Source organism: Burkholderia sp. DN3021, from assembly GCF_049805555.1.
Classification (GTDB): Bacteria; Pseudomonadota; Gammaproteobacteria; order Burkholderiales; family Burkholderiaceae; genus Burkholderia; species Burkholderia pyrrocinia_C.
Window position 1 is genome coordinate 46,390 of record NZ_JBNCAB010000035.1, and the last position, 22,982, is coordinate 69,371.

21 protein-coding genes and 2 pseudogenes are annotated in these 22,982 nt (G+C 68.6%); 10 read left to right on the forward strand and 13 right to left on the reverse strand.

The window, feature by feature from the left end:
• Positions 1-5: 5 nt before the first annotated feature.
• Genes ACPUER_RS18620 through ACPUER_RS18630 form a run of 3 tightly spaced genes read left to right on the forward strand, consistent with a single transcriptional unit; the run spans position 6 to position 3,819 of the window.
• The gene (locus ACPUER_RS18620) at positions 6-1,472 is read left to right on the forward strand and encodes an O-antigen ligase family protein (RefSeq protein WP_204422532.1); all 1,467 of its coding nucleotides are present in this window, start codon (positions 6-8) and stop codon (positions 1,470-1,472) included.
• Positions 1,469-2,653 carry a glycosyltransferase family 4 protein gene (locus ACPUER_RS18625; RefSeq protein WP_258283268.1) on the forward strand — a complete coding sequence of 395 codons (1,185 nt, stop codon included), beginning with the start codon at positions 1,469-1,471 and terminating at the stop codon, positions 2,651-2,653. Before ACPUER_RS18620 ends, ACPUER_RS18625 begins: the two co-directional genes overlap by 4 nt.
• On the forward strand, positions 2,653-3,819 hold the full coding sequence (locus tag ACPUER_RS18630) for a glycosyltransferase family 4 protein (protein ID WP_175958641.1): 1,167 nt from the start codon (positions 2,653-2,655) through the stop codon (positions 3,817-3,819). Before ACPUER_RS18625 ends, ACPUER_RS18630 begins: the two co-directional genes overlap by 1 nt.
• Positions 3,820-3,949: 130 nt before the next feature.
• Here the strand turns inward: ACPUER_RS18630 and ACPUER_RS18635 are convergent, their stop codons facing one another.
• On the reverse strand, positions 3,950-5,191 hold the full coding sequence (locus ACPUER_RS18635; RefSeq protein ID WP_425131828.1) for an MFS transporter: 1,242 nt from the start codon (positions 5,189-5,191) through the stop codon (positions 3,950-3,952).
• Between the two features lie 153 nt (positions 5,192-5,344).
• On the opposite strand from ACPUER_RS18635, the gene ACPUER_RS18640 reads away from it, so the two are divergent.
• Positions 5,345-5,815 carry a winged helix-turn-helix transcriptional regulator gene (locus tag ACPUER_RS18640; RefSeq protein ID WP_072439364.1) on the forward strand — a complete coding sequence of 157 codons (471 nt, stop codon included), beginning with the start codon at positions 5,345-5,347 and terminating at the stop codon, positions 5,813-5,815.
• Positions 5,816-5,953: 138 nt separating this feature from the next.
• On the opposite strand, the gene ACPUER_RS18645 is transcribed toward ACPUER_RS18640, so the two are convergent.
• Positions 5,954-6,727, reverse strand: coding sequence for an AraC family transcriptional regulator (locus ACPUER_RS18645; RefSeq protein WP_175958643.1), 774 nt, complete (start codon positions 6,725-6,727; stop codon positions 5,954-5,956).
• A 25-nt stretch (positions 6,728-6,752) separates the two neighbouring features.
• Positions 6,753-7,094, reverse strand: a complete 342-nt coding sequence (locus ACPUER_RS18650) for an FKBP-type peptidyl-prolyl cis-trans isomerase (protein ID WP_006479474.1) — start codon at positions 7,092-7,094, stop codon at positions 6,753-6,755.
• Between the two features lie 572 nt (positions 7,095-7,666).
• Here ACPUER_RS18650 and ACPUER_RS18655 point away from each other — a divergent pair.
• The gene (locus ACPUER_RS18655; RefSeq protein WP_425131829.1) at positions 7,667-8,584 is read left to right on the forward strand and encodes a metal-dependent hydrolase; all 918 of its coding nucleotides are present in this window, start codon (positions 7,667-7,669) and stop codon (positions 8,582-8,584) included.
• 470 nt (positions 8,585-9,054) lie between these two features.
• The gene (locus ACPUER_RS18660; protein ID WP_347065516.1) at positions 9,055-10,518 is read left to right on the forward strand and encodes a sigma-54 dependent transcriptional regulator; all 1,464 of its coding nucleotides are present in this window, start codon (positions 9,055-9,057) and stop codon (positions 10,516-10,518) included.
• Between the two features lie 39 nt (positions 10,519-10,557).
• Here the strand turns inward: ACPUER_RS18660 and ACPUER_RS18665 are convergent.
• Together ACPUER_RS18665 and ACPUER_RS18670 are read right to left on the reverse strand one after the other, a co-directional pair.
• Positions 10,558-10,699, reverse strand: a pseudogene (locus ACPUER_RS18665) (GtrA family protein); the annotation flags it as partial.
• A 976-nt stretch (positions 10,700-11,675) separates the two neighbouring features.
• Positions 11,676-12,458 carry an ABC transporter substrate-binding protein gene (locus tag ACPUER_RS18670; RefSeq protein ID WP_175958647.1) on the reverse strand — a complete coding sequence of 261 codons (783 nt, stop codon included), beginning with the start codon at positions 12,456-12,458 and terminating at the stop codon, positions 11,676-11,678.
• 234 nt (positions 12,459-12,692) lie between these two features.
• On the opposite strand from ACPUER_RS18670, the gene ACPUER_RS18675 reads away from it, so the two are divergent.
• Together ACPUER_RS18675 and ACPUER_RS18680 are read left to right on the forward strand one after the other, a co-directional pair.
• The gene (locus ACPUER_RS18675) at positions 12,693-13,112 is read left to right on the forward strand and encodes an MbcA/ParS/Xre antitoxin family protein (protein WP_034185167.1); all 420 of its coding nucleotides are present in this window, start codon (positions 12,693-12,695) and stop codon (positions 13,110-13,112) included.
• Positions 13,113-13,114: 2 nt separating this feature from the next.
• A complete protein-coding gene (locus tag ACPUER_RS18680; RefSeq protein ID WP_175959186.1) occupies positions 13,115-13,810 on the forward strand; it encodes an RES family NAD+ phosphorylase in 696 nt (231 codons plus the stop codon).
• A gap of 34 nt (positions 13,811-13,844) precedes the next feature.
• On the opposite strand, the gene ACPUER_RS18685 is transcribed toward ACPUER_RS18680, so the two are convergent.
• Positions 13,845-14,576: a metallophosphoesterase gene (locus tag ACPUER_RS18685; RefSeq protein WP_175958648.1), complete on the reverse strand. Its 732-nt coding sequence runs from the start codon at positions 14,574-14,576 to the stop codon at positions 13,845-13,847.
• Positions 14,577-14,715: 139 nt separating this feature from the next.
• Between ACPUER_RS18685 and ACPUER_RS18690 the strand changes: the two genes are divergently transcribed.
• On the forward strand, positions 14,716-15,369 hold the full coding sequence (locus ACPUER_RS18690; RefSeq protein WP_034185170.1) for a DUF1345 domain-containing protein: 654 nt from the start codon (positions 14,716-14,718) through the stop codon (positions 15,367-15,369).
• Between the two features lie 6 nt (positions 15,370-15,375).
• Here ACPUER_RS18690 and ACPUER_RS18695 read toward each other — a convergent pair whose 3' ends face one another.
• Together ACPUER_RS18695 and ACPUER_RS18700 are read right to left on the reverse strand one after the other, a co-directional pair.
• On the reverse strand, positions 15,376-16,044 hold the full coding sequence (locus ACPUER_RS18695; RefSeq protein ID WP_425131834.1) for a glutathione S-transferase: 669 nt from the start codon (positions 16,042-16,044) through the stop codon (positions 15,376-15,378).
• A 105-nt stretch (positions 16,045-16,149) separates the two neighbouring features.
• Positions 16,150-16,857, reverse strand: a complete 708-nt coding sequence (locus tag ACPUER_RS18700) for a class I SAM-dependent methyltransferase (protein WP_175958649.1) — start codon at positions 16,855-16,857, stop codon at positions 16,150-16,152.
• A gap of 304 nt (positions 16,858-17,161) precedes the next feature.
• Here ACPUER_RS18700 and ACPUER_RS18705 point away from each other — a divergent pair, with 304 nt between their 5' ends.
• On the forward strand, positions 17,162-18,814 hold the full coding sequence (locus ACPUER_RS18705; RefSeq protein ID WP_310132065.1) for a DUF3459 domain-containing protein: 1,653 nt from the start codon (positions 17,162-17,164) through the stop codon (positions 18,812-18,814).
• Positions 18,815-18,897: 83 nt separating this feature from the next.
• On the opposite strand, the gene ACPUER_RS18710 is transcribed toward ACPUER_RS18705, so the two are convergent.
• The 5 genes and pseudogenes from ACPUER_RS18710 to ACPUER_RS18730 form a co-directional block, all read right to left on the reverse strand.
• Entirely contained in the window at positions 18,898-19,482 is a 585-nt protein-coding gene (locus ACPUER_RS18710) for a thiamine phosphate synthase (RefSeq protein WP_425131830.1), read from the reverse strand.
• A gap of 28 nt (positions 19,483-19,510) precedes the next feature.
• Entirely contained in the window at positions 19,511-20,854 is a 1,344-nt protein-coding gene (locus tag ACPUER_RS18715) for a hemolysin family protein (protein ID WP_425131831.1), read from the reverse strand.
• A gap of 76 nt (positions 20,855-20,930) precedes the next feature.
• Complete coding sequence (locus ACPUER_RS18720) at positions 20,931-21,710, reverse strand: HAMP domain-containing sensor histidine kinase (protein WP_310131897.1); 780 nt, start codon at positions 21,708-21,710, stop codon at positions 20,931-20,933.
• Positions 21,711-21,777: 67 nt separating this feature from the next.
• Positions 21,778-22,701 (reverse strand): DMT family transporter, encoded by a 924-nt coding sequence (locus ACPUER_RS18725; protein ID WP_425131832.1) that lies wholly within the window; start codon positions 22,699-22,701, stop codon positions 21,778-21,780.
• Between the two features lie 40 nt (positions 22,702-22,741).
• A pseudogene (locus ACPUER_RS18730) lies at positions 22,742-22,982 on the reverse strand (LysR family transcriptional regulator); the annotation flags it as partial.

Below are 22,982 nucleotides of genomic sequence, written 5' to 3' on the forward strand. Positions count from 1 at the left end.
GATCGATGAGTACGATTGCCGCCGAACGCGCACCGTCGCGCAACCGCAGCTGGTTTGCCGAACCGAAGCACTGGGCCGGGCAGGCCGGGCTGTGGTCGTTCACCGCCGTGCTGATCGCCGCGCACCAGGGCAAGGTGCTGACGCTCGCGTTTCCGGTGCTGGCGATCGCGGTGGGCATCTGGCTGTATTTCAAGAGCCCGGCGCGCTATGTCGGCTTCATGTGGTGGGTGTGGTTCCTGAGCCCGGAAGTGCGGCGTCTCGCCGACTGGTCGAAGGGCGCGTTCACGCCGACCAGCCTGATCCAGGTCGCGCCGCTCGCGGTGACGATGATCGCCGGCTTCGGGCTGATCCGGCATTACCGCGTGCTCGCGCAGCGGCGCGGGATTCCGGTGCTGCTGATGCTGTTCGGGCTCGCGTACGCCTATCTCGTCGGGATCGTGTCGAGCGGCGTGATGGCTGCGACCTACGACCTCGCGAACTGGGTGTACCCGGTGCTGATCGGCTTTCACATCATGGTCAACGCGCGCGACTATCCCGAGTACCGCGACGTGCTGCTGTCCACGTTCATGTGGGGCATGCTCGTGATGGGCGTGTACGGCGTCGTGCAGTACTTCGTGATGCCGCAGTGGGACGTGTTGTGGATGATCGGTTCGGACATGGGTTCGCAGGGCGAGCCCGTGCCGTACGGCGTGCGGGTATTCAGCACGATGAACTCGTCGGGGCCGTTCGCGTTCGCGATGATGGGCGCGCTGGTGTTCGTGCTCGCGGCGCCGCAGAAGATCCGCTGGTTCGCGGGCGCGGCCGGGTTCGTGTCGTTCGCGCTGTGTCTCGTGCGTTCGACGTGGGGCGGCTGGGTGATCGCGCTCGCGATCCAGCTCGCGCAGTCGAACAACCGCGTGCGGATGCGGATCCTCATCAGCGGCGTCGTGCTGGTCGGGTTATGCGTGCCGCTGCTGACCGTCGGGCCGGTGGCCGATCGTCTCGGCCAGCGTCTCCAGTCGATCGTGAACCTGAAGGACGACCGCAGCTACGACGACCGCAACAAGTTCTACGCAACCTTCGCGCAGACGGCGTTTACCGACGTCGCCGGTGAGGGGATGGGCGCGACGGGCGCATCGACGAAGCTGTCGAGCGACAGCGGCGAGCTCGGCAAGTACGGCAGCTTCGACAGCGGCGTGATGAACGTGCCGTTCGTGCTCGGCTGGCCCGGCACGCTGCTGTATCTCGCCGGCGTCGTGATGCTGTTCGGCCGCACGCTGCGCGCGGCGTTCAAGCTGCGCAAGGACAAGTTCGTCGGCGCGTGCCTGAGCCTGTGCCTGTCGACGTTCGCGATGCTCGTGTTCACGAACTCGCTGATCGGCACGGGCGGCCTGCTGATGTTTACAGCCATTTTTTCGATACTTTCCGCGGCGCACTGGCAGAAGGCGCAACGCCTGCTGGCCGCCGCGCGTTCACGGGGAGGCGACCTTTGAGAATCGCGATCGTCACGCATGTCGTGCGGCATAACGACGGGCAGGGCCGCGTCAATTACGAAATCGCGCGCGCGGCGCTGGCCGAGAACTACGAAGTCACGCTGGTCGCGTCGCACGTCGCGCCCGAGCTGCTGGCCGATCCGCGCGTGCGCTGGGTGCCGGTGAAGGTCGGGCGCTTCTGGCCGTCGAATCTCGTCAAGCAGCAGGTGTTCGCGCTGAAGAGCGCGTGGTGGCTGCGCGCGCATCGCGGCGAGTACGACGTGCTGCACGTGAACGGCTTCATCTCGTGGATCAAGGCCGACGTGAATACCGCGCACTTCGTGCACGGCGGCTGGTTCAGGAGCCCGTACTATCCGTTCGGGCTCACGAAGGGGATGTGGTCGGCTTACCAGTACGTCTATACGCGTGTGAACACCGCGCTCGAGCGCTGGGCATACCGGCGTTCGCGTGCGATCACCGCGGTGTCGCAGAAGGTGGCCGACGAGATCGCCGCGCTCGGCATCGACAGCCGCAAGATCAGCGTGATCTACAACGGCGTCGACGGCAGTGCGTTCGCGGGTGCGCAGGCCGACCGCGCGGCGTTCAAGCTGCCGGACGACGCGTTCCTGCTGCTGTTCGTCGGCGACCTGCGCACGCCGCGCAAGAACCTCGGCACCGTACTGAAGGCGCTGACGAAGCTGCCGGCGAACGTCCATCTGGCGGTGGCAGGCTATCTGCCCGGCAGCCCGTATCCGGACGAGGCGCGCGCGCTCGGCATCGATTCGCGCGTGCATTTCCTCGGCCTCGTGAAAAACATGCCGACGCTGATGCGCTCGGTCGATGCATATGTATTCCCGTCGCGCTACGAAGCGATGAGCCTGTCGCTGCTCGAGGCGATGGCGGCCGGACTGCCGGTCGTCACCGCGCGCACCGCGGGCGGCGCGGAAATCATCACGCGCGAATGCGGGATCGTGCTGGAGGATCCGGACGATCCGGCCGCGCTCGCGCAGGCGATCGGTTCGCTCGCGGCGTCGCGCGACACCTGCCGCGCGATGGGCGACGCGGCTCGCGAACTGATGACCCGTTTCGGCTGGGCGCACATGGGTGCCCAGTATGTCGCGCTCTACCGGCGCATCGGCCAACCCACGCAGCCGTCCGCGTTCGAGCGGGTCGAGCATGCAGTCACGCAGGAGCAATCGTGATGTCCCAATCTTCCCGGCCGATCAAATCGTTGCAGATCGGCATGCACTGGTTCCCCGAACGTGCGGGCGGCCTCGACCGGATGTACTACTCGCTCGTCGGCGCGCTGCCGGGCGCGGGCGTGGAGGTGCGCGGGCTCGTCGCGGGCTCGCCGAAGGTCGCCGACGACACGGGCGGCGCGATCCAGGGCTTCGGTCCCGCGTCGCAGACGCTCGCGCGCCGGATGCTCGCCGCGCGGCGCGCGCTGCGCGAGGAGATCCGCAGCGAGCGGCCGGACGTGATTTCTTCGCACTTTGCGCTGTATACGTTCCCGGGCCTCGACGTGACGCGCGGGATTCCGCAGGTGTCGCACTTCCAGGGGCCGTGGGCCGACGAAAGCCAGGTCGAGGGCGCCGCGTCGCTCGGGCAGCGCGCGAAGCGCTATCTCGAGCAGGCCGTCTATACGCGCTCGTCGCGGCTGATCGTGCTGTCGCAGGCGTTCGGCCAGATCCTGACGAATCGCTACGGGATCGAACCGTCGCGCGTGCGCGTGATTCCCGGCTGCGTCGATACCGCGCAGTTCGACACGCCGCTCACGCCCGCCGAGGCGCGGCACAAGCTGCAACTGCCGCAGGACCGGCCGATCGTGCTGGCCGTGCGCCGGCTGGTGCGGCGCATGGGGCTGGAGGACCTGATCGACGCGATCGGCCTCGTCAAGCACCGTCACCCGGACGTGCTGCTGCTGATCGCCGGCAAGGGCAAGATCGGCGAGGAACTGCAGCAGCGTATCGACGCGGCGGGGCTGCAGGACAACGTGAAGCTGCTCGGCTTCGTGCCCGACCATCATCTCGCGGCGCTGTACCGCGCGGCGACGGTCAGTGTCGTGCCGACGGTCGCGCTCGAAGGCTTCGGGCTGATCACCGTCGAATCGCTCGCGTCCGGCACGCCCGTGCTGGTCACGCCGGTCGGCGGGCTGCCGGAGGCGGTGGCCGGGCTGTCCAACGATCTCGTGCTGCCGTCGACCGGCGCGGACGCGATCGCGGAAGGGCTCGGCGGCGCGCTGTCGGGTGCGATCGCGCTGCCCGACGAGGCCGCGTGCAAGCGTTATGCGCGCGATCATTTCGACAACGCGGTGATCGCGCGGCGCGTCGCCGGCGTGTACGAAGAGGCGATCCAGGCGGCAGGTTGAGCGCCCGCGGCGCGCACCGTGCGTGCCGTACCGAAGGTCGAACCGGTGCGCGTGCGCGGCCGGTTCGCGCACCGGCCGCCCGCTACGGGCGCGCCGGCTTTCCCCTTCCGATCCACATCGCCGGCACGCGTCACGCGCGCCTGAGCGTCGCGGCCCACACGCCGAGCGCGGCCACGCTGACGACCGCGCCGAGCGCGCAGACGCCCGTCCATCCGGCGCGCGCATACATCATCGTCGACGCAATCGCGCCGAGCCCGCTGCCGGCCGAGTAGAACAGCATGTAGCAGCCGACGAGCCGTGCATGCGCGTCGGGCCGCGTGCCGAGAATCATGCTCTGGTTGACGACGTGGACGGCCTGCCCGCCGACGTCGAGCAGCACGATGCCGACGATCAGCGGAGCAATCGACGTATTGCCGAACGCGAGCGGCAGCCACGAGCACGCGAGCAGCGCGAGCGCGGCGCCGGTCGTCGCTTCGCCGCGCCCGCGATCGGCAAGCCGGCCCGCGCGCGTGGCCGCCGCCGCGCCCAGTGCGCCGACGAGGCCGAACGCACCGATCTGCGTATGCGACATCGAATGCGGCGGTGTGCTCAGCGGCAGCACCAGCGCGCTCCAGAAGATGCTGAACGCCGCGAACATCAGCAACGCGATCGCGCCGCGCACGCGCAGCACGCGTTCGTCGCGCAGCAGCGACACCATCGATCGCAGCAGCGCCGCGTAACCGATGCGTTCGCGCGGCCCGTTCGTGTCGGGCAACAGCCGCGACAGCACGGCGAGCATCGCGATCGCGAGCGCACCCGAGACGAGATAGACCGCGCGCCAGCCGGCAAGATCGGTGACGACGCCGGCCACCGAGCGCGCGGCCAGCAGCCCGATCACGACGCCGCCCTGCGCGGCGCCCACCACGCGCCCGCGTTCGCCGGCGCCCGCGAGCGCGGCCGAGCACGCGATCAGCCCTTGCGTCATCGCGGTGCCGAGCAGCCCGACCGCGACCATCCCCGCCAGCAGCGCGATGCGCGTCGATGCCGCCGCCACGCCGATGCAGGCCGCCGTCAGCAGCAGAAGCTGCACGGCGATCAGGCGTTTGCGGTTCAGCAGATCGCCGAGCGGCACGACGAACAGCAGCGCGAGCGCGCAGCCGAGCTGCGTGGCGGTGATGACGGCGCCGACCGCGGCTTGCGACACGCCGAAATCCCGCGCGATCGAATCGAGCAGCGGCTGCGCGTAGTAGACGTTCGCGACGCTCGCCGCGCAGCAGACGGCCAGCAGCGAGACGCGGGCCGCGGACAGGCGGCCGTCGCCGGCCGGATGCGCCGTGTGCGATGCATTCGCTGCATTCGACGCAACGGTGCTTGAATGACAGGAAGGCGCCATCGGTTTCCTTACGCAAAGTAGTTGCAATTTGAAACTTGTATGAGTGTAGGAAAAGTAGTTTTAAAATGCAACCTGTTGTGCGGCGGGCGACGGGCCCGCGCACGGACGGCCGGCACTGCCGCGAGGGCGGCCGGCTAGACTGCGGAGAGGAACATGGCCAGGCAGAAAAGTCTTGCGGATTCGCCGTGCCCGGTGGCGCGGGCGACCGATATCGTCGGTGATCGCTGGGCGCTGCTGATCGTGCGCGATGCGTTCGACGGCGTGCGCCGCTTCGGCGATTTCCGCGCGAGCCTCGGCGTCGCGAGCAACATCCTGTCCGACCGGCTCAGGATGCTGGTGGACGCCGGCGTGTTCGACGTCGTGCCGGCGTCGGACGGCACCGCGTATCAGGAGTACGCGCTGACCAAAAAGGGCGAGGGGCTGTTTCCGGTCATCGTGATGCTGCGGCAGTGGGGCGAGGCGAACCTGTTCGCGCGCGGCGAGCCGCATTCGGTGCTGGTCGACCGCAATACGGGGCGCGCGATCCGCAAGCTCGCGCTGCGGCACGACGATGGTCGGCCCGTGAAGGCGGCCGAGACGGTCGTGAGGAAGGTCGGCGACGAAGCGGGCGCGACGCGGCGGTGAGCACGACGCGCTATGGCGCGGATGGCGAGCGGAAACGAAGCGGGGGCGACGAAGGTTGCGGCCGGACCGGCTCGAACGCGGTTTGCCGAACCGTGCGGCTACGTGGATTGACGCGTGTTCAGGGCGACGGATTCGCGCTCAATGCCGCTCGCCGCGCCAGCGTCCCGGCGCAACGCCGAAGCGCTTCGTGAACGCATGCGTGAACGTGCTTTGATCCGCAAAGCCGACCATGCCCGCGATGTCGACGAGCGGATGCCGGCCATCTGCGAGCAGTACGACCGCCGCGTCGAGCCGCAGCCGCTGCAAATAGCGATGCGGCGTTTCGCCGAACGCGTCGACGAACAGTTGATGAAACCGGCGCATCCCGTAGCCGCAGTGCGCGGCGAGATCGGCGATGCGCAGCGGCTCGGCGAGCCGCGCGCGCAGCCAGCGGTCGATGCGCGCGAAATCGAGGCCAGACGCGGGCGCGGCGATGCCGGCATCGTCGATGAGCGCGCCGCACAGGCGTGCCGCGGCCTGCCACTGGAAACGGTGCGCGGCTGCCTGCCGTGCGTCGCCGGCCGGCGCATCGAGTTGCGCGGCGGCCGCTGCGACCTGCGCGACGAGCGACGTCAGGGCCGGATCGATCGACACGGCGCGTGCGCGGTCGAACAACCGCTGCGGCACCGCGAGCGATGCCGCGGGCAGGTCGATCACGAGCTGGCGATTGTCGCCGAGGCCCGCATAGTCGTGGCGCGCGCCGGCCGGAATCAGCCACGCCGCGTGCCGGTCGATGCGCCGGCCGATCCCGTCCACCGCCATCACCATCGCGCCATCGACGCCGAGCACGACCTGGTGGAAGTCGTGCACGTCCGACGCTTCGCACGTGTCGTAGCGGCGCAGCGCGATGGCGGGGGAGGCGATGCGTTCCATCGGAAGGAGACGGCCGGGTGCGTCGTCAGACGTCGAGCAGTTCGACTTCGAACACGAGCGTCGCATTCGGCGGAATCACGCCGCCTGCGCCGCGCGGGCCGTAGCCGAGTTGCGGCGGGATCGTCAGGCGGCGCACGCCGCCGACCTTCATGCCCTGAACGCCTTCGTCCCAGCCCTTGATGACCATGCCGCCGCCGAGCACGAACGCGAACGGGTCGTTGCGGTCCTTGCTCGAATCGAATTTCTGACCGTCGGTCAGCCAGCCCGTGTAGTGGACGCTGACGGTCTTGCCGGCTTGCGCTTCCGCGCCGGTGCCTTCGGTCAGGTCTTCGTATTTGAGGCCCGATTCGGTCGTGATGACAGACATGACTACTCCTGAAAGAGGGTTGCGTAAGACCGCTATTGTAGGCGAGCCCGCAGCGGGCCGTCGCACGTGGCTTTCACCCGCCGGCACGCGTGTCGCGGACGGCTGCGAGGCGCCGCGCCCGCGATCGCCGAAAATGCAAATGGAACGCGCGTTTGAATTTTTCGCGGGCCGCGCGACCGAGGTTGCATCGTGCGAGTGCGCCGCGCGTATGAATCGGTGCTACCGGGGCGGTATGCCATATGCCGCGCGCCGCCGCCGGATTCGTCGAAACGCCCGTCGCGCGGGGCGTTCGGGCAGATGGCGAGTCGCGGCGCCGAGCGCCTCGCGTCGCTTGCAGGCCGTTCGAATCGCGGCCCGCCCGGGCGCTGTTCGAACGTCGTTTTTCCCGCCTTTCCGACCGTGCCCTGTTTGGAAGCGGGCATCTACCGCGCGGCTTGCGCGCGTCGGCGCGGGCGGCCTATCTTTACATTTATCGATGTCAAGATTTTGGCGGTGCGCGATGCGCCGCCGGGGCCTGCGCCGGCCGCGTCGGACGACGCGCCGGGCCGCTCCGGAACAGGAGAACGATGAACATGAAGTCAGCCGCTTCCGCTACCGCAGCCGGGATCATGCCGGTGCGCCGCGACCTGCGCTTCGATCTGCCGGTCGAACGCGCGAAGGACTGGCATGGCCTCGGGTCGCACGTGACCCATTTCTTCAACGCGCTGTCGCTGCTGTTTCCGGCCGGCGAGCGCTTCTTCATGGACTCGGTGCGCCATTACCGTGACCGGATCGACGATCCCGTGCTGAAGCAGCAGGTGCTCGGCTTCATCGGCCAGGAAGCGATGCATACGCGCGAGCACGTCGAATACAACGAGCTGATGCAGGCGAACCGTTTGCCCGCGCGCAAGCTCGACAAGCGCGTGTGGGCGGTGCTCGGCTACATGAAGCGCAAGCTGCCGCATTCGGTGCAGCTCGCGCAGACGGTCGCGGCGGAGCACTATACGGCGATGCTCGCCGAATGGCTGCTGCGCGACCCGACGCGCCTCGAAGGCTCGGTCGAAGGCTACCGGCAGATGTGGATATGGCACGCGCTCGAGGAAACCGAGCACAAGGCCGTGTCGTTCGACGTGTGGAATGCCGTGATGAAGCCGGGACTGCGGCGTTACCTGATCCGCATCGGCGTGTATCTGCTGACGACGCTGACGTTCTGGCCGGCCGTGTTCCTGATGCACGCGACGCTGTTGTGGCGCGATCGCGGCGCCGGACATCAGGTGCACGGGATGCTGCGGACGATCGCGTTCCTGTACGGGCCGCGCCGCGGGCTGTTCCCGCGCATCGCGGGCGAATGGCTGAGCTTTTTCCGGCCGGGCTTCCATCCGTGGGATCACGACAACCATCACCATCTCGCGCGGGTCGACGCGCTCGTCGCCACCTACGGCGAACACGGCGGCACGCCGGTCGGCCGCGGCCGCGCGAACGCGCTGGCGCCGGTCGCATCGGGCCGCTGACACAATCCGTTTCTGACACGAGCCGTCGCGCTGCCATGGACGGCGTCGGGCCGCGCATGTTGCGTTCCTGCATCATGCCGGCTTCCTCCGACGATTGACCGAAATCAACCGGAACCGGTTGCGCGGGCATCCGGCTGTCCGGCCGACCGGCGGTGCACACCCCCGCCGGCGTACCGATTCTGCGTGCGCCGCATCGCACCCTAACGCCGCGCGCCAGCACCGGCGCGGCTTTGCGCACAGCGCGCCTGCCCGTTCCGGGTTCGCGCCGCGCCCGCCACCGGGATAACACCCATCTAGCCGCAGGCCGGCCGCGTCGATATACCGTTCATGACAACCTCAATCTCATGCACGATTCATGCGCAGGGGGATTTTATTCGGACGGAAATGCGGCCAATATGTCAGTTTGATCGTGGTCCGTCGTATGCGTCGGCGAGCCGGCGCACGATACCAACGCCAAGCGGGGAACAACGATGGTTGCAAGGTCACCCGACGCAAACGGGAATGCGGCGCCCGAGACGACGCCCGTGTCCGTCACCGCTCCAGAGGCCGGCCGCAAGCTGTTCGTGATCATGCGTACGCCCGACGAGCCGCTGCTTGCGCAACTGCGGGGGCTCGGCTGGGAGATCACGGTCGCGAAGACAGCCGGCGCCGCGCAGAACATGACGTCCGGCGTAATCGTGGCCGCCGGGCTGGTCGATTTCACCGGGTTCACGTCGCGCGACTATCCGGCGCTGAAAGCGTGTCTGAGCCAGCCTGCGATCGGCTGGATTTCGATCGCGCAGGCCGGCATCACGATCGGTCCCGCCGTGCGCGAACTGATCCGCAGCTATTGTTTCGATTACGTGACGCTGCCGCTGCCCTACGAATGGATTTCGCATGTGCTCGGCCATGCGCGCGGGATGGCCGCGCTCGACCGCGTCGACGGCGCAGCCTATGCGGCGTCGATCGGCGAGCACGGCATGATCGGCAACTGCGAGGCGATGCAGCAGCTGTTCAGCACGATCCGCAAGGTCGCGAAGACCGACGCGAGCGTATTCATCTCCGGCGAGTCGGGCACCGGCAAGGAACTGACGGCGCTCGCGATTCACGAGCGCTCCGGCCGCGGCAAGGGGCCATTCGTCGCGATCAACTGCGGGGCGATTCCGCATCACCTGCTGCAGTCGGAGCTGTTCGGCTATGAGCGCGGCGCGTTCACCGGCGCGAACCAGCGGCGCGTGGGCCGGATCGAATCGGCGAACGGCGGCACGCTGTTTCTCGACGAGATCGGCGACATGCCGGTCGAGAGCCAGGCGAGCCTGCTGCGCTTCCTGCAGGGAGGGAAGATCGAGCGGCTCGGCGGACAGGAATCGATCTCGGTCGACGTGCGGATCATCTCGGCGACGCACGTGGATCTCGACGGCGCGGTCGAGACCGGGCGCTTCCGCGCGGATCTCTATCACCGCCTGTGCGTGCTGCGCATTCACGAACCGCCGCTGCGCGCGCGCGGCAAGGACATCGACATCCTCGCGCATTACGTGCTGCAGAAGTTCAAGGCCGACAGCGGCCGCAAGATCAGCGGCTTCACGTCGGCCGCGCTCGACGCGATGCGCCGCTACGAGTGGCCCGGCAATGTGCGCGAGTTGATCAACCGCGTGCGGCGCGCGATCGTGATGGCCGAGAGCCGTCTGCTGACGCCGCACGATCTCGGGCTCGAGACGCCGGGCGAAACCGAACCCGTGACGCTCGAACAGGCGAGGGCGCTCGCCGAGCGCACCGCGATCGAGAATGCGCTGCTGCGCAACGATCACCGGATCAACAAGGCTGCCGCCGAACTCGGCATTTCGCGCGTGACGCTCTACCGGATGATGATCGAGCACGGGCTGAACGATCACGACAACAACGGCGGGCACGACGGCGCGCCGTCCGGCGACGCGGGGCATCAGCGCGTCGGGTGAGCGGCGCGTCAAGCGCGTGAACCGGTTCGGTGTCGGGGTTCAGCGATACGTCCGGAGCCGATGCAGCACGAACGTGACGGGCGGCACGCACAGCACGACCGCGACGACGCTCCATGCGCGCAAGCCCGAGCATCGCGGTGCCGTGCGCGAGCAGCATCGTGACGACGAGGCCGGCCCGCGCACGACCGGCGGCTCCGATGCCGCCGACGGCATGTAAAGCGCATGAAACGTTTCGCGTCGGCAACCGGGCGAATTTCCGCGGCGAATCGGGCCGATCGGAACGGTGCCGGCCGGTAAAAATTTCATGTCGATTGTTCAGCCTTATCCCGCAAGGCTCGACCGCCACGCGCCGGCACATGCCGCGCGCCGCATGTTTCAGATTCGCAACTTCCGGCATTCCGCGCCCGTTCCGGCCGTCGTCCCGCGCGCCGAACCCCTTGTGCGGATGGGCTCGCGCGAAGCTGGCCCGCTCCTTGCGGATATGAACGTACGAAAGTCGACGACGCGAGGTCCGGCCGGTTCTGCAGCGAATCCTGTCAGTACCGGCCAGGACGCAGTCCGCGGGGATGCGGCGGCGGAGCGCGGCGCAGCAGCCGCGTTCCGGCGAGCATGGAACGTTGTCGCCTGATCGTCGGGGCACCGGCATCGTCCGGTTGCCGGAACAAGCATCAGACTGAAAACGGGGTAGAAAAATGATCGATCGCCACACGCCGCGGCTCGCAGGCCGCGATCGCAGTGATGCGGGGCATCGCCGGTCGAACGTCGCTCTCGCAGCCGGCCGGCATGCATCGACAGGCCATCTCTCCGCGCCCGGTGCGAGGCGGATCCGGCTGATTGCCGGTCATCCGCGCCGGGTCGGCACTTTCCTGCACCCAGACCCGATTCGAAAGGGCATGTGCACACGGGCGCCGGTATCGCGACGCCCGATCTTCGGCTACTGAATTCGCACGATATCCGGTCGCGTTACCCATCGTTCGCGCGAACCGGTGCAATTGATCTGCAATCCGAATCAGGTTCGACGCGTTGCGCAGTGCACGCGACGGAGGATGAACTCGATGCGGCGGCGAACGGCGCAATGTCGTCGCCGCCCGGTGGTGAGGGGAGGGGCGGTCGGACGCGCGCGACGGGAGTGTCGCCCGTACGCGCGCGACGCCGTTTCAGCCGCCGTAGATGTCGAAGTCGAAGTACTTCGACGCGAGCCGCTTGTAGGTGCCGTCCTTGACCATGTCGACGATCGCGCGGTCGATCTTCGCCTTCAGGTCGGTGTCTTCCTTGCGCAGCCCGATGCCGGCGCCGATGCCGAGCACCTTCTCGTCGACGAGTTCGGGCCCGACGAACTGGTAGTTCGCGCCGCGCGGAGATTTCAGGAATCCGATCGCGGCCTGCACTTCATCCTGGAGCGCCGCGTCGAGGCGGCCCGAGGTCAGGTCCGCATACACGCCGTCCTGGTTCTGGTACGACACGACGTTCGCGCCTTGCTTGCCCCAGTACGCTTTCGCATAGCTTTCCTGCGTCGTGCCCTGCTCGACGCCGATCGACTTGCCCTTCAGCGATTCGGCCGTCGGCAGCAGCGGCGAGCCCTTCTTCACGACGAGCCGCGTCGGCTGGTTGTAGATCTTCGTCGTGAAGCCGATCTGCTCCGCGCGCTGCGGCGTGATCGACATCGACGACAGCACCGCGTCGAACTTCTTCGCCTTCAGCGCCGGAATCATCCCGTCGAAATCGTTCTCGAGCCACACGCACTTCGCCTTCAGGCGCGCGCAGATCTCGTTGCCGAGGTCGATGTCGAAGCCGACGAGCTTGCCGTCGGGCGCCTTCGACTCGAACGGCGCGTAGCTGGCGTCGGTGCCGAAGCGGATCGTGGTCCAGTCCTTCGCGGCGGCGGGGCCTGCGGATGCCGCGAGCAGGGCGATCGAAACAGCGGCAATCAGTCTCTTCATGGTGCGTTTCCTTGGCGGGTTGCTTCCGGTTCTGTGCGACACGGTTCCGCGGACACGAACCGCGTCTGCACGCGGTGTCCGCATGGCCATTAACGCAGAAAATAAAATCTGAGTCCAGAATGGACAAAAAATATCGTTTTGCCGGAAGAAATGGCCGATCGTCGGGTGTCGACCCTTGCAAAAATACGAAAATGGACTAGTCTTGTTAGTGAATTCATTTCGAGACTAACGATCATGTCACAGCCTGCCTACGATTCGCATTCCGCCCCGCCGCAGGCTTCGTTTGCGCAGATGTCGGCGGCCGGCCTGCGTGCGTTTTTCAACATCGCGCGCGACTGGGAACTGACGATCGACGAGCAGATCGTGCTGCTCGGGTCGCCCGGCCGTTCGACGTTCTTCAAGTGGAAGGCCGCGCCGGAATCGGCGCGGCTGCCGCGCGATACGCTCGAACGGCTATCGCTGCTGCTCGGCATCTACAAGGCGCTGCAGATCCTGCTGCCGCAGCCGGCCGCGGCCGACGCATGGGTCAAGCGGCCCAACGATGCGGCGCCGTTCGGCGGCAAGCGCGCACTCGACCGGATGCTGGCCGGCAATGTCGGCGATCTGGTCGCCGTCCGGCAATATCTCGACGCGATGCGAGGTGGCTGGGCGTGACGATGCCGATCGAAGCAAAACAATGGCCCACGACCGCCGTCGACTGGGCGCCTGCCTATCGTGTGATCCCCACCCGTTTTCCAGCGATCAACCTGTTCGACCGCGTCGCGTCGGCGGACGATTTCAACGCGCTGTACGCGCTCGAATCGCTGACCAACGACCGCATCCGCAACGAAGTCGGCACGCTCGACCTCGTGCCGCCCGCCGAGCGCCGCTACGGGCTGGGCTGGGGGCCGATCATGGCCGCGTTCACGCACCTGAATCCGCAGGGCAGCCGCTTTTCCGACGGCAGCTACGGCGTGTTCTACTGCGCCCGCTCGCGCGACACCGCGATCGCCGAAACGCGCTATCACGGCGCGCTGTTCCTGGCCGCGACGAAGGAGCCGCCGATGCGGCAGCAAATGCGGCTCTACACGGTGTTCGCGCAGGGCGACGTGGTCGACGTGCGCACGTGGCCGCAGCGCGATCCCGCATTGCTGCATCCGCTCGATTACAGCGCGGGGCAGGCGCTCGGCCGCGCGGTGCGCAACGCGGGCGGCGCGGGGATCGTCTATCCGTCGGTGCGCGACCCGGGCGGCGAGTGTCTGGCTGCATTCCGCACCGCGCTGCTGCGCGACTGCCATCACGCGGCCTACCTCGAATACAACTGGAACGGCTCGGCCGTCGACGCGGTGTTCGAACTGAACCAGGTTGGCTAGGGCTCGCTCGCGGGCCGATGCGGGCGCGACGGCATCACGGCAGCGGCCAGTCGCCCGCGTGGCGTTCGCGCGCCTCGGCCTGCGTCATCGACCACGTGCTGCCGGTGCGCGGCTCGGCGAGCGTGAGCCGCCCGGACGGCGCGAACGCGCCGGTGTCGATGAACCACTGCGCGCCGATCCGCTGCGGTGCGCGCACGGGCGTGTGCCCGGTGCAGGTCAGCGACAGTCCGGCCTGCCGCGCCGGATCGGCGAGCCCCTGGACCAGATCGCGACCCCAGATCAGTCGCTCGCGCACGTCGTGCGAATAGCTGCCCGTATCGAGGTCGGCGTCCGACCCGAAAAATTCCGCATGCAGCACGTTGAAGCGCTCGGGGCCGTCGCCGATCACGCGCACCAGCGGCAGCGCGTCGACGCGTGCCGCATGCGCGTGCAGCCGCTCCGGCGGCAGGTCGGCGCCCCAGTCGCCGCCGATCCCGCGCCACGCGTCGGGCGACAGCTTGCCGCGCGACACGAGGCTCAGCACTTCCTCGTGATTGCCGCGCACGACGTGGCACCACGGGCGGTCGAGCAGGTCGAGCGCGGTTTCGGACGCGGGGCCGCGGTCGACGAGATCGCCGACCGAGAACAGGCGGTCGCGGGCCGGATCGAAGCGGATGTCGTGCAGCAGCGCGCGCAGCACGTCCACGCAGCCGTGCAGGTCGCCGACGACGAAGTCGCGGCCGGCCGTGTTCGCGGGGTGGCGGCAGAGGGAGGCGGTGGCAGTCATCCCACTATCTTAGGCGCTCGTGCCCGTCGCCACGTCGCGATGGAATGGCGATAATCGGGGCGCGGTACCCGCCGGCGCGGCGCAGCCGGCCGCCCCGCGTACCGTTCGAACCCTTTCCATCCGCTTTCGGAATCACACGATGACGTTTTATCCGCAGGTATTACGCAACCGGCCGCGCATGGTCGCGGCGTTCGTCGCGGGCTTGCTGTGCGCGGTGCTGCTGCCGTTTCCGCTGCGTCTGACCGCGCGTACGCTGATCGGCTGGGATTGCGCGGTCTGGCTGTATCTCGTGCTGATGTGGGTGCGCATGGTCACCGCGCATCATCACAAGGTGCGCGAAGTCGCGATCCGCGAGGACGAAAACGCGACGACCGTGCTGACCGTCGTATGCCTCGCGACCGTCGCGAGCGTGGCCGCGATCGCGATCGAGCTCGCGACCGCCAAGAGCGTCGGCTTCCGCGCGGGGCTCAGCCATTACGCGATCACGGGCGCGACGCTGTTCGGCGCGTGGTTCCTGATTCCGACGATCTTCACGCTGCACTATGCGCGGCTCTATTACGGCTCGCCGAGCAGCGACCGCGCGCTGCGTTTCCCGGACCGGAACCCCGAACCCGATTACTGGGATTTCCTGTATTTCGCGTTCACGCTCGCGGTCGCATCGCAGACCGCCGACATATCGCTGGCGAACCGTTCCGCGCGGCGCGCGGTGCTCGCACAGTCGATCCTGTCTTTCTACTTCAACATGGCCGTGCTCGGGCTGTCGATCAACGTCGCGGCGGGGTTGCTGAGTTGACGCCGGTTACTTGAGCAGGTCGTACGGACCGCCGCGTTCCAGTGCCCGCCGGTACGCCGGCCGCGCGTGGATCGTGTCGAGAAGGCGCGCGATCGCGGGATACTGGCTGCCGCCGCCGCGCGCGGTCGCGGCTTCGAGCGGGAAACTCATCTGGATGTCGGCCGCGCTGAAGCCGTCGCCGACGAACCAGCCGGTGCGATTCAGCGCGCCGTCGATATGGCCGAGATGCAGCGCGATCTGCGGATCGACGAAGCCCGACTGCAGCGTGGCGGCGATCTTGCGCGCGATCGGCCGCGCGAAGAACGGCATCGGCGCATGCGCGATCCGCAGCGCGACGAGCTTGAGCAGCAGCGGCGGCATCACCGACCCTTCCGCGTAGTGGAGCCAGTACGTGAAGTCGTGCCGCTCGGGCGTGCCGGGCGGCGGCGCGAGGCGCCCGTTGCCGTAGCGTTCGACCAGGTACTCGATGATCGCGCCCGATTCGGCGAACGTGCGGCCTTCGTCGGTGACGACGGGCGACTTGCCGAGCGGATGGATCGCGCGCAGCGCGGGCGGCGCGAGCATCGTTTTCGGATCGCGCTCGTAGCGCACGATCTCGTACGGCACATCCAGTTCTTCGAGCAGCCAGAGCACGCGCTGCGAGCGCGAGTTGTTCAGGTGATGGACGGTGAGCATGTCGAGGCCGGAAGGGGGCGGGAACGACATCATACCCAGCGCGCGCGGCGTGTACGCGAATCGCGCCGCCGGCCGTTTCGAACTGCTTCGAACCGCTTCGATCCGTTATGCGCGCCGCACCGCGATCCACGCACCCCAGAACAGGCTCGCGAAAAAGCGCAGCGGTGCATCGAAGCCCGCATCGCGCAGCAGGCTGAACACGGCTTCCTCGGATGCGGGCGGATCGGCGCCTTGCAGGATCTTCGCGAGTTGCGCGCGCACGGCGTCGGGCGTGGCGCCCTTCATGCGCCAGCGCTGCTGCCACGCGTCGAGCAGGCGAGGGTGGTCCGCGTAGCGGCGATGATTGCCGGCGAGCACGAGCGGCGCGCCGGGCGTCAGGCGTCGCGCGATCGCGTGCAGCAGCGCCGCCTTCGCATCGTCGCCCGGGACGTGATGCAGCACGCCGATCAGCATTGCGCCGTCGAACTCGGGGGCGTCGGGCAGCGCATCGACATCGTCCTCGACGAACGCCGTGCGCGCACCGAAGCCGGCGGTTTCGACGTTCGTGCGCGCGAGCGCGAGCATCGGCGCGGACGGGTCGACGGCCGTGAATTGCCAGCCCGGCTCGAGCGCGGCCGCCACGCAGATTTCCTGCCCCGTGCCGCCCGCGCCCGCGACGAGTATCCGCGCATCGGGCACGCCGATCGCCGACGCGAGCATGCACGCGGCGAGTTCGTGGCAGGCATCGTAGCCGGCGAGCGCGATGCGCGATTGCTCGGCGTATTCGTGTGCGCGTGCCGGATCGAATTTCGCGGCGCTGGCGGGAAGCGACATGGCGGGTTCCTCGGGTCGGGCGCGGACGACGTGTCCGCGAGCATGGCGCAGAGCGTAAGCGTGCGTGGCCGACGCAACAAGGCGAGCGGTCATTCCGGTATGCCGACTACCCGATTCGGCAAGCGTCGGGCTGCCGATTTTCCGGGGGTCGATTCGCATTTAAAAATGTCTGAACATGATGCATCGCGGTGGCGAATCCGGCGCATACTCGATTCTCTCCCCCCGCCTGGCCGTCGCATGCCGGGCCCCGATGCGCCGCGCCAGTGGCGCGGCCATGCCGCTCGGCACGCACGAGGAGCGCATGATGTCCGATTGTCCGCACGATCCGTACGCGCAGCACTATATTCATTGTTTGCCGTTTGGCGCGCAGCCCTGTGGCGCGCTCGGCACAACACCGCGCACGCATTTTCGCGTGTGGGCGCCGGGCAGCACGCAGGTCCAGCTCGAACTCGATACCGGCTACGGCCCGACGCTCGTCCCGATGAAGGCCGCCGGCCCGAACTGGTTCGAAGTGTTCGCCGATTGCGGCGCGGGTGCGCGTTACCGCTATCGCCTCGACGATGCCGTGTCGATTCCCGATCCCGCGTCGCGTTCGCAACCCGAAGGGCTCAACGGCCCGAGCGAGGTTGTCGATCCGCGCGCGTTCACGTGGCGCAACACGTTCTGGCGCGGGCGCGCGTGGGAAGACATGGCGCTCTACGCGATTCGCCCGCACGCGGTGGGCGGCTTCGCCGGCGTGCGTCGCCGCCTGCCGCAGCTCGCGCGCCTGGGCGTGACCGCGCTGGAACTGCTCGCATCGCCGCACGACAGCCTGCCGTTCGCGCCGCTTGCGGCCGAAGGCGGCCCCGATGCGCTGAAGGCGCTGATCGACGACGCGCACGGCTACGGCTTCGCGGTGCTGCTGGAACTCGACTACGCGCGCTTCGGCAGCGGCACCGACGCGCTGCGCCACTTCGCGGAGCCGTTCTTCCATATGCGCGACGATCCGCTGCAGGCGCCGCCGCTGGCGCTCGATCATCCGGACGTCTGCGATTTCTTCTGCGACAACGCGCTGTACTGGATCGACGAATACCGTTGCGACGGGCTGCGCCTGCGCGAGGCCGACCGGATCGGCGTGTCTTGGCTGCGCGAGATCGCGGACCGCGTGCGCGCGGCCGTGCCGGCCGACCGGTTCATCCATCTCGTGCTCGGCAGCGAGCGGCATCCGGCGCATCTCGCCGATACCCATTTCGATGCGCAGTGGAATGGTTGCGGCGAACGCGCGCTACACCGGCTGACGGGGCGCGACGCGTCGGCCCACGAAGGCATTTCCACACACCAGTCGATCCACACGCTCGCCCGCGCGCTGACCGCGGCCGGCGCGGCGTTTCAGCCGGCCGCGCCGGCAGAAGGCATGGCCGCCGAACCCGGGCTGTCGTTGACGTCGCTGGTGCTGTCCGATGGCGCGTGGCGCGACTGCGGTCAGGGCGAGCGAGGGCAAGAGGCCGGCCTGGCCGGGCTCGCGCTGTCGCTGCTCACGCCGCAGATCCCGCTGATCTTCGACGAAACCGCGCGCGACGCCGATCGCGCGCATTTCGTGCAGTCTGCGCTCGCGGTGCGCGCGAAGCTGATCGCGCCGCGGCTGTCCGATTGCCGGCCGCAGGACGCGCATGCGCTGAAGGCGGACGGCGACGGGGATGCCGACGCGCTGCTCGCGTCATGGCGTCTTGCCGACGACGAGACGCTGACGATCGCACTGAACCTGTCGCCCGATGCGGTGCCGTTCGATGCGCCGAGAGGGCAGGTCGTGTTCGAGACGCCGGCGCGCGCGCGCGACCGGGTCGATGAAGGGGAATTGCCGCCGTATTCGCTCGTTGCGTGGCTGACGGGCGACGTCAACCGGTACGCGCTCACGCACGACGTGCGTCGCATCGATGACGGCTCGTGGCGTGGAGCGCGACCGAACCTGAACGCCTGAAGCGCGCCTGCGTGCGCGAGCAGGTGGTTGTCCGAACGGCCGGGCGCATCCGCGCCCGGCGGCTGCACTGCCGGCCCCCCGAGTTACCAGAACCCGCGAATACCCGCGATGCCGTACGCGCCATGACGGCGCGCGTTGTCGAGATGCGCGCGCGTCATCCCGCCGAGCGCGTAGACGGGCATCGCGGCCTGCGCGGCCAGCGCGTCGAATCGGCTCCAGCCGAGCGCCGGCGCACCGGGGTGGCTGAGCGTCGGCAACACGGGCGACAGCGTGACGAAATCCGCGCCGGCGCGTGCGGCCAGCAGCAGGTCGTCGTGCGTGTGGCAGGCGGCGGACACCCATCGTCCGGCCGGCAACGGCCGCTGCGCGGCGGCGCGCAACGCGGCGCCGTCGAGATGCCAGCCGGCGCCGTCGAGCCGCATCACGCCGGCCGCATCGATCGGGCCGTTCAGCATCAGGTGCGCGCCGGCTGCATTGCAGCGCGCGAGCGCCGCGGCGGCGAGCCGCGCGAACGCGGCCGTATCGAGCGATTTCACGCGCAGTTGCACGAGCGTCTCGCCGCGCGCGAGCACGGCCGACAGCCGGTCGAGGAACGCATCGCAATCGGCCGCCGACGCGGACGCCGGTTCCGGCGTGATCACGCAGCAGCGCGGCAGCGTTGCGTTCATCGCGCGTCGCGACGACAACGAGAGGCCGTCATTCGTCGGCCTCCTTCGCGATCTTCGGATAGACGCGCACGAGCACGATGCGCGGCCCGTTCATCTTCTTCACGACGACGTCGAAGCGGTCGAACGACACGCGCTGCCCTTCGGTCGGCAGGTCGCTGAGCGCCTGGATCACGAGGCCGCCGACCGATTCCGCACGGCCTTCGTCGATATCGATGCCGAGCGCCTGCTCGAGCGACACGACGGGCAGGCTGCCCTTGCCCATCAGCGTGCCGTCGTCGAGGCGGCTCCAGTCGGCATCGCCCTGGCGGAACTCGTCGTGGATCTGGCCGACCAGCGCGCCGAGCAGGTTGTCGAGCGTCAGGAAGCCGATCGGCTTCTCGCCCTTGTTGCCGACCAGCGCGAAGTGCGGCGCGCCCTTGCGGAAGCGGCGGAACAGTTCGAGCGCCGGGGTGTCGGGCTTCACGTACTGCACGGGGCGCACGTAGTCGGACAGGTCTTCGAGCGCCGCGCCCGCGTGACGCGCGAGCAGCAGGTCCTTCAGGTGGATCAGCCCGCTCATCTGTTCGCGCGACGCATCCTCGAACAGCGGATAGCGGCTGAAGCGGTGCCGCGCGACGATCTCCATGTTGTCGGGCAGCGGCAGGTCGCGCCGCAGGCCGATCATTTCATGGGCCGGCCGCATCAGGTCCGACACCGTCATCGACGAAAAATCGAGCGAATGAGCGAGCGTGTTCCACTCGTCGTTGCTGTACGTGCCGCGCGCCGGCTGTGCCGCGTTGCCGGCCGTGCTGCGGCGGCTGCGCAGGATCAGCTTCAGCTCGTCGGTCGAGTAGTGCGCGTCGCCGCCGTGGTCGGTCGACAGCCCCGCGAGCCGCAGCACCGCGTTGGCGCTGTTGTTGAGCACCCAGATCGCCGGATACATCGCCCAGTAGAACGCATAGAGCGGCAGCGCGACCCACAGGCCGATCTTCTCGGGCTGGCGGATCGCCATCGATTTCGGCGCAAGCTCGCCGACGACGATGTGCAGGAACGAGATCAGCGAGAACGCGAACACGAGCGAGATCAGGTGCACGACGCGTTCGGAGTGCACGCCGATCAGGTCGAGCAGCGGGCCGATCAGTTCCGCGAAGGCCGGCTCGCCGACCCAGCCGAGGCCGAGCGACGCGAGCGTGATGCCGAGTTGGCACGCGGAAAGATACGCATCGAGCCGGCCGTGCACGATGCCGAGGATGCGCCCGCGCAGGCCGTGCTTGCGGGCAAGGGTCTTGACGCGCGTCGCGCGCAGTTTGACGAGGCCGAATTCGGCCGCAACGAAGAACCCGTTCAGGGCCACCAGGAACAACGCGCCGATGAGCGCGAAGATCTGTAACAAAGAATCGCTCCGGTTATGACAGGCCCATCAGTATAGAGCCGGAAAGGAATTTGTAATGTTTTGGACGACCGATTGCTTACACCGGCGCCTCGCGGGGGATGGCGAGCGTCATGGTGGCGGTCGCGCCGTCGGCGAACGCGGTATGCGCGAACGTGCCGCCGTGCGCGAGCGCGACGCGCTGGCACAGCGCGAGCGCCCATGCGATTCGCTTCGCGTCGCGCTCGCGTAGCATTTCGCGTCGCGCGAACGATTCGAACGCATGCGGCTGTGCAGGATCGGCGAGTGCGCCGGCGCTCACGGTGCAAGTGGTGCGCGCGACGAACTGCGCGCCGTCGCGCGTGCAGGCGAACGTCACGCGGCTGCCGGCGGCGCTGGCCTCGACGGCCGCCGTCAGCATCGTCCAGAGCGCCTGCGCGATGCGTTCGCGGTCGGCCGACAGCGACGGTTCGTCGTCCGGCAGCGTCGCGTCGAGCGCGACCTGCCGTGCGTCGGCGAGCGCAAAACGGACGAGCGCGAGCGTGTCGTCGAGCAGCGCGCGCAGCGCGAACGGCCGCGGCGCGATCGCGAGCGTGCGCGTTTCCGCGCGCGGCGCATCGAGCACGTCGTCGATCAGCGTCACCTGCTGGTCGATGCCCGTGCGGATGCCCGCGAGCGCGCGCTGCAGGTTCGGATCGGCATTGGCGAGCTGGCGCTCGAGCACGTACGCCCAGCTATGCATCGCGTTCAGCGGGCTGCGCAGATCGTGCGACGCGGTGGAGAGCGCCTGGTCGCGCAGGAACAGCGCCGCCTGGGTGGCGTAGTGCGCTGCGCGTTCGCGCAGCAGGTCGGCGGCGGGATCGACGGAAGTGGACGTCACGGAGCAGGCCTGTCGGAAGCGGTTGGCGTGGAAGTCACGCGAACCGTCATTATAGGGACGGTGCGTGTCACGCCGGCAGCGCGTCTTCGTCCTTTTTCCGCGCGTCGCCGTTCGGCAGCAACTGGCACGCGAGCAGGCCGGCCAGCATCAGCGCGCAGCCGACGAGCGCGCGCAGCGTCAGCGTTTCGTTGAGCGCGGCCCAGCCGGCGACCGCCGCGAACACGCCTTCCATGCTGAAGATCACGGCCGCGTGCGCGGGCGCAGCGTCGCGCTGCGCGACGACCTGCAGCGTATAACCGACGCCGACCGACAGCAGCCCGCCGTACAGCAGCGTCGGCAGCGCGCCGCGCAGCATCGCGACGCTGACCGGCTCGACGGCCAGGCCGACCGCGAGGCACGCCACGCCGCAGACGACGAACTGCAGGAACGCGAGCACGAGCGGATCGTGACGCTTCGCGAGATGGCCGACCGCCATCACGTGCGCGGCGATGATGACGGCGCCCGCGAGCTGGAACCAGTCGCCGTAGAGCACCGAGAAGTGCTCGTCGATGCTGAGGAAATACAGGCCGATCGCCGCGAGCAGCGCGCCGAACCACGTGCCTGCGCCGATCCTGTGGCGTGCGAACACACCCATCAGCGGCACGATCACGACGTACAGCGAGCTGATGAAACCCGCGTTCGCGACTCGCGTGTACTGCAGGCCGAACTGCTGCAGCGAGATCGACACCGCGAGCAGCCCGCCGAGCGCGAGGCCCGGCAGCAGCAGTGCCGGCTCGCGGCGGATCGCCGCGAGCTGCGCGCGCGACGCCGCGTTCAGCATCAGCAGCGGAACCAGCACGAGTGCGCCGAGCAGGAAGCGCAGCCCCGTGAACAGGAACGGCCCGATCACGTCGAGGCTCAGTCGCTGCGCGACGAACGCCGAGCCCCAGATCGCGGCGGCGGCGAGCATCAGCAGGTTGGCGCGGAGGTGCTTGCGGGCTTCGGGCTTCATCGGATTCTTCTGAAGATTGCGGGCGGCGAAACCTCACAGCTTACGCCGAGATTGCAAGGCTGTCGGCAAACCTGCGCAGCGCGGCGGCCGCACGTGCGTCGCGCACGCGCGAATACAGCACGACCTGCGACTGCGGCAGCGGCGGCAGCCCGAATTTCGCGCCGACGTCGACCAGCGTGCGCGGCGCGACCCGCCGCGCGAGCGGGCAGACGGCGAGCCCTGCCGCCGCGGCCGCTGTGACCGCCGCGACACCGCCGCCCGTGAAGCGCTCCCGCCACGGC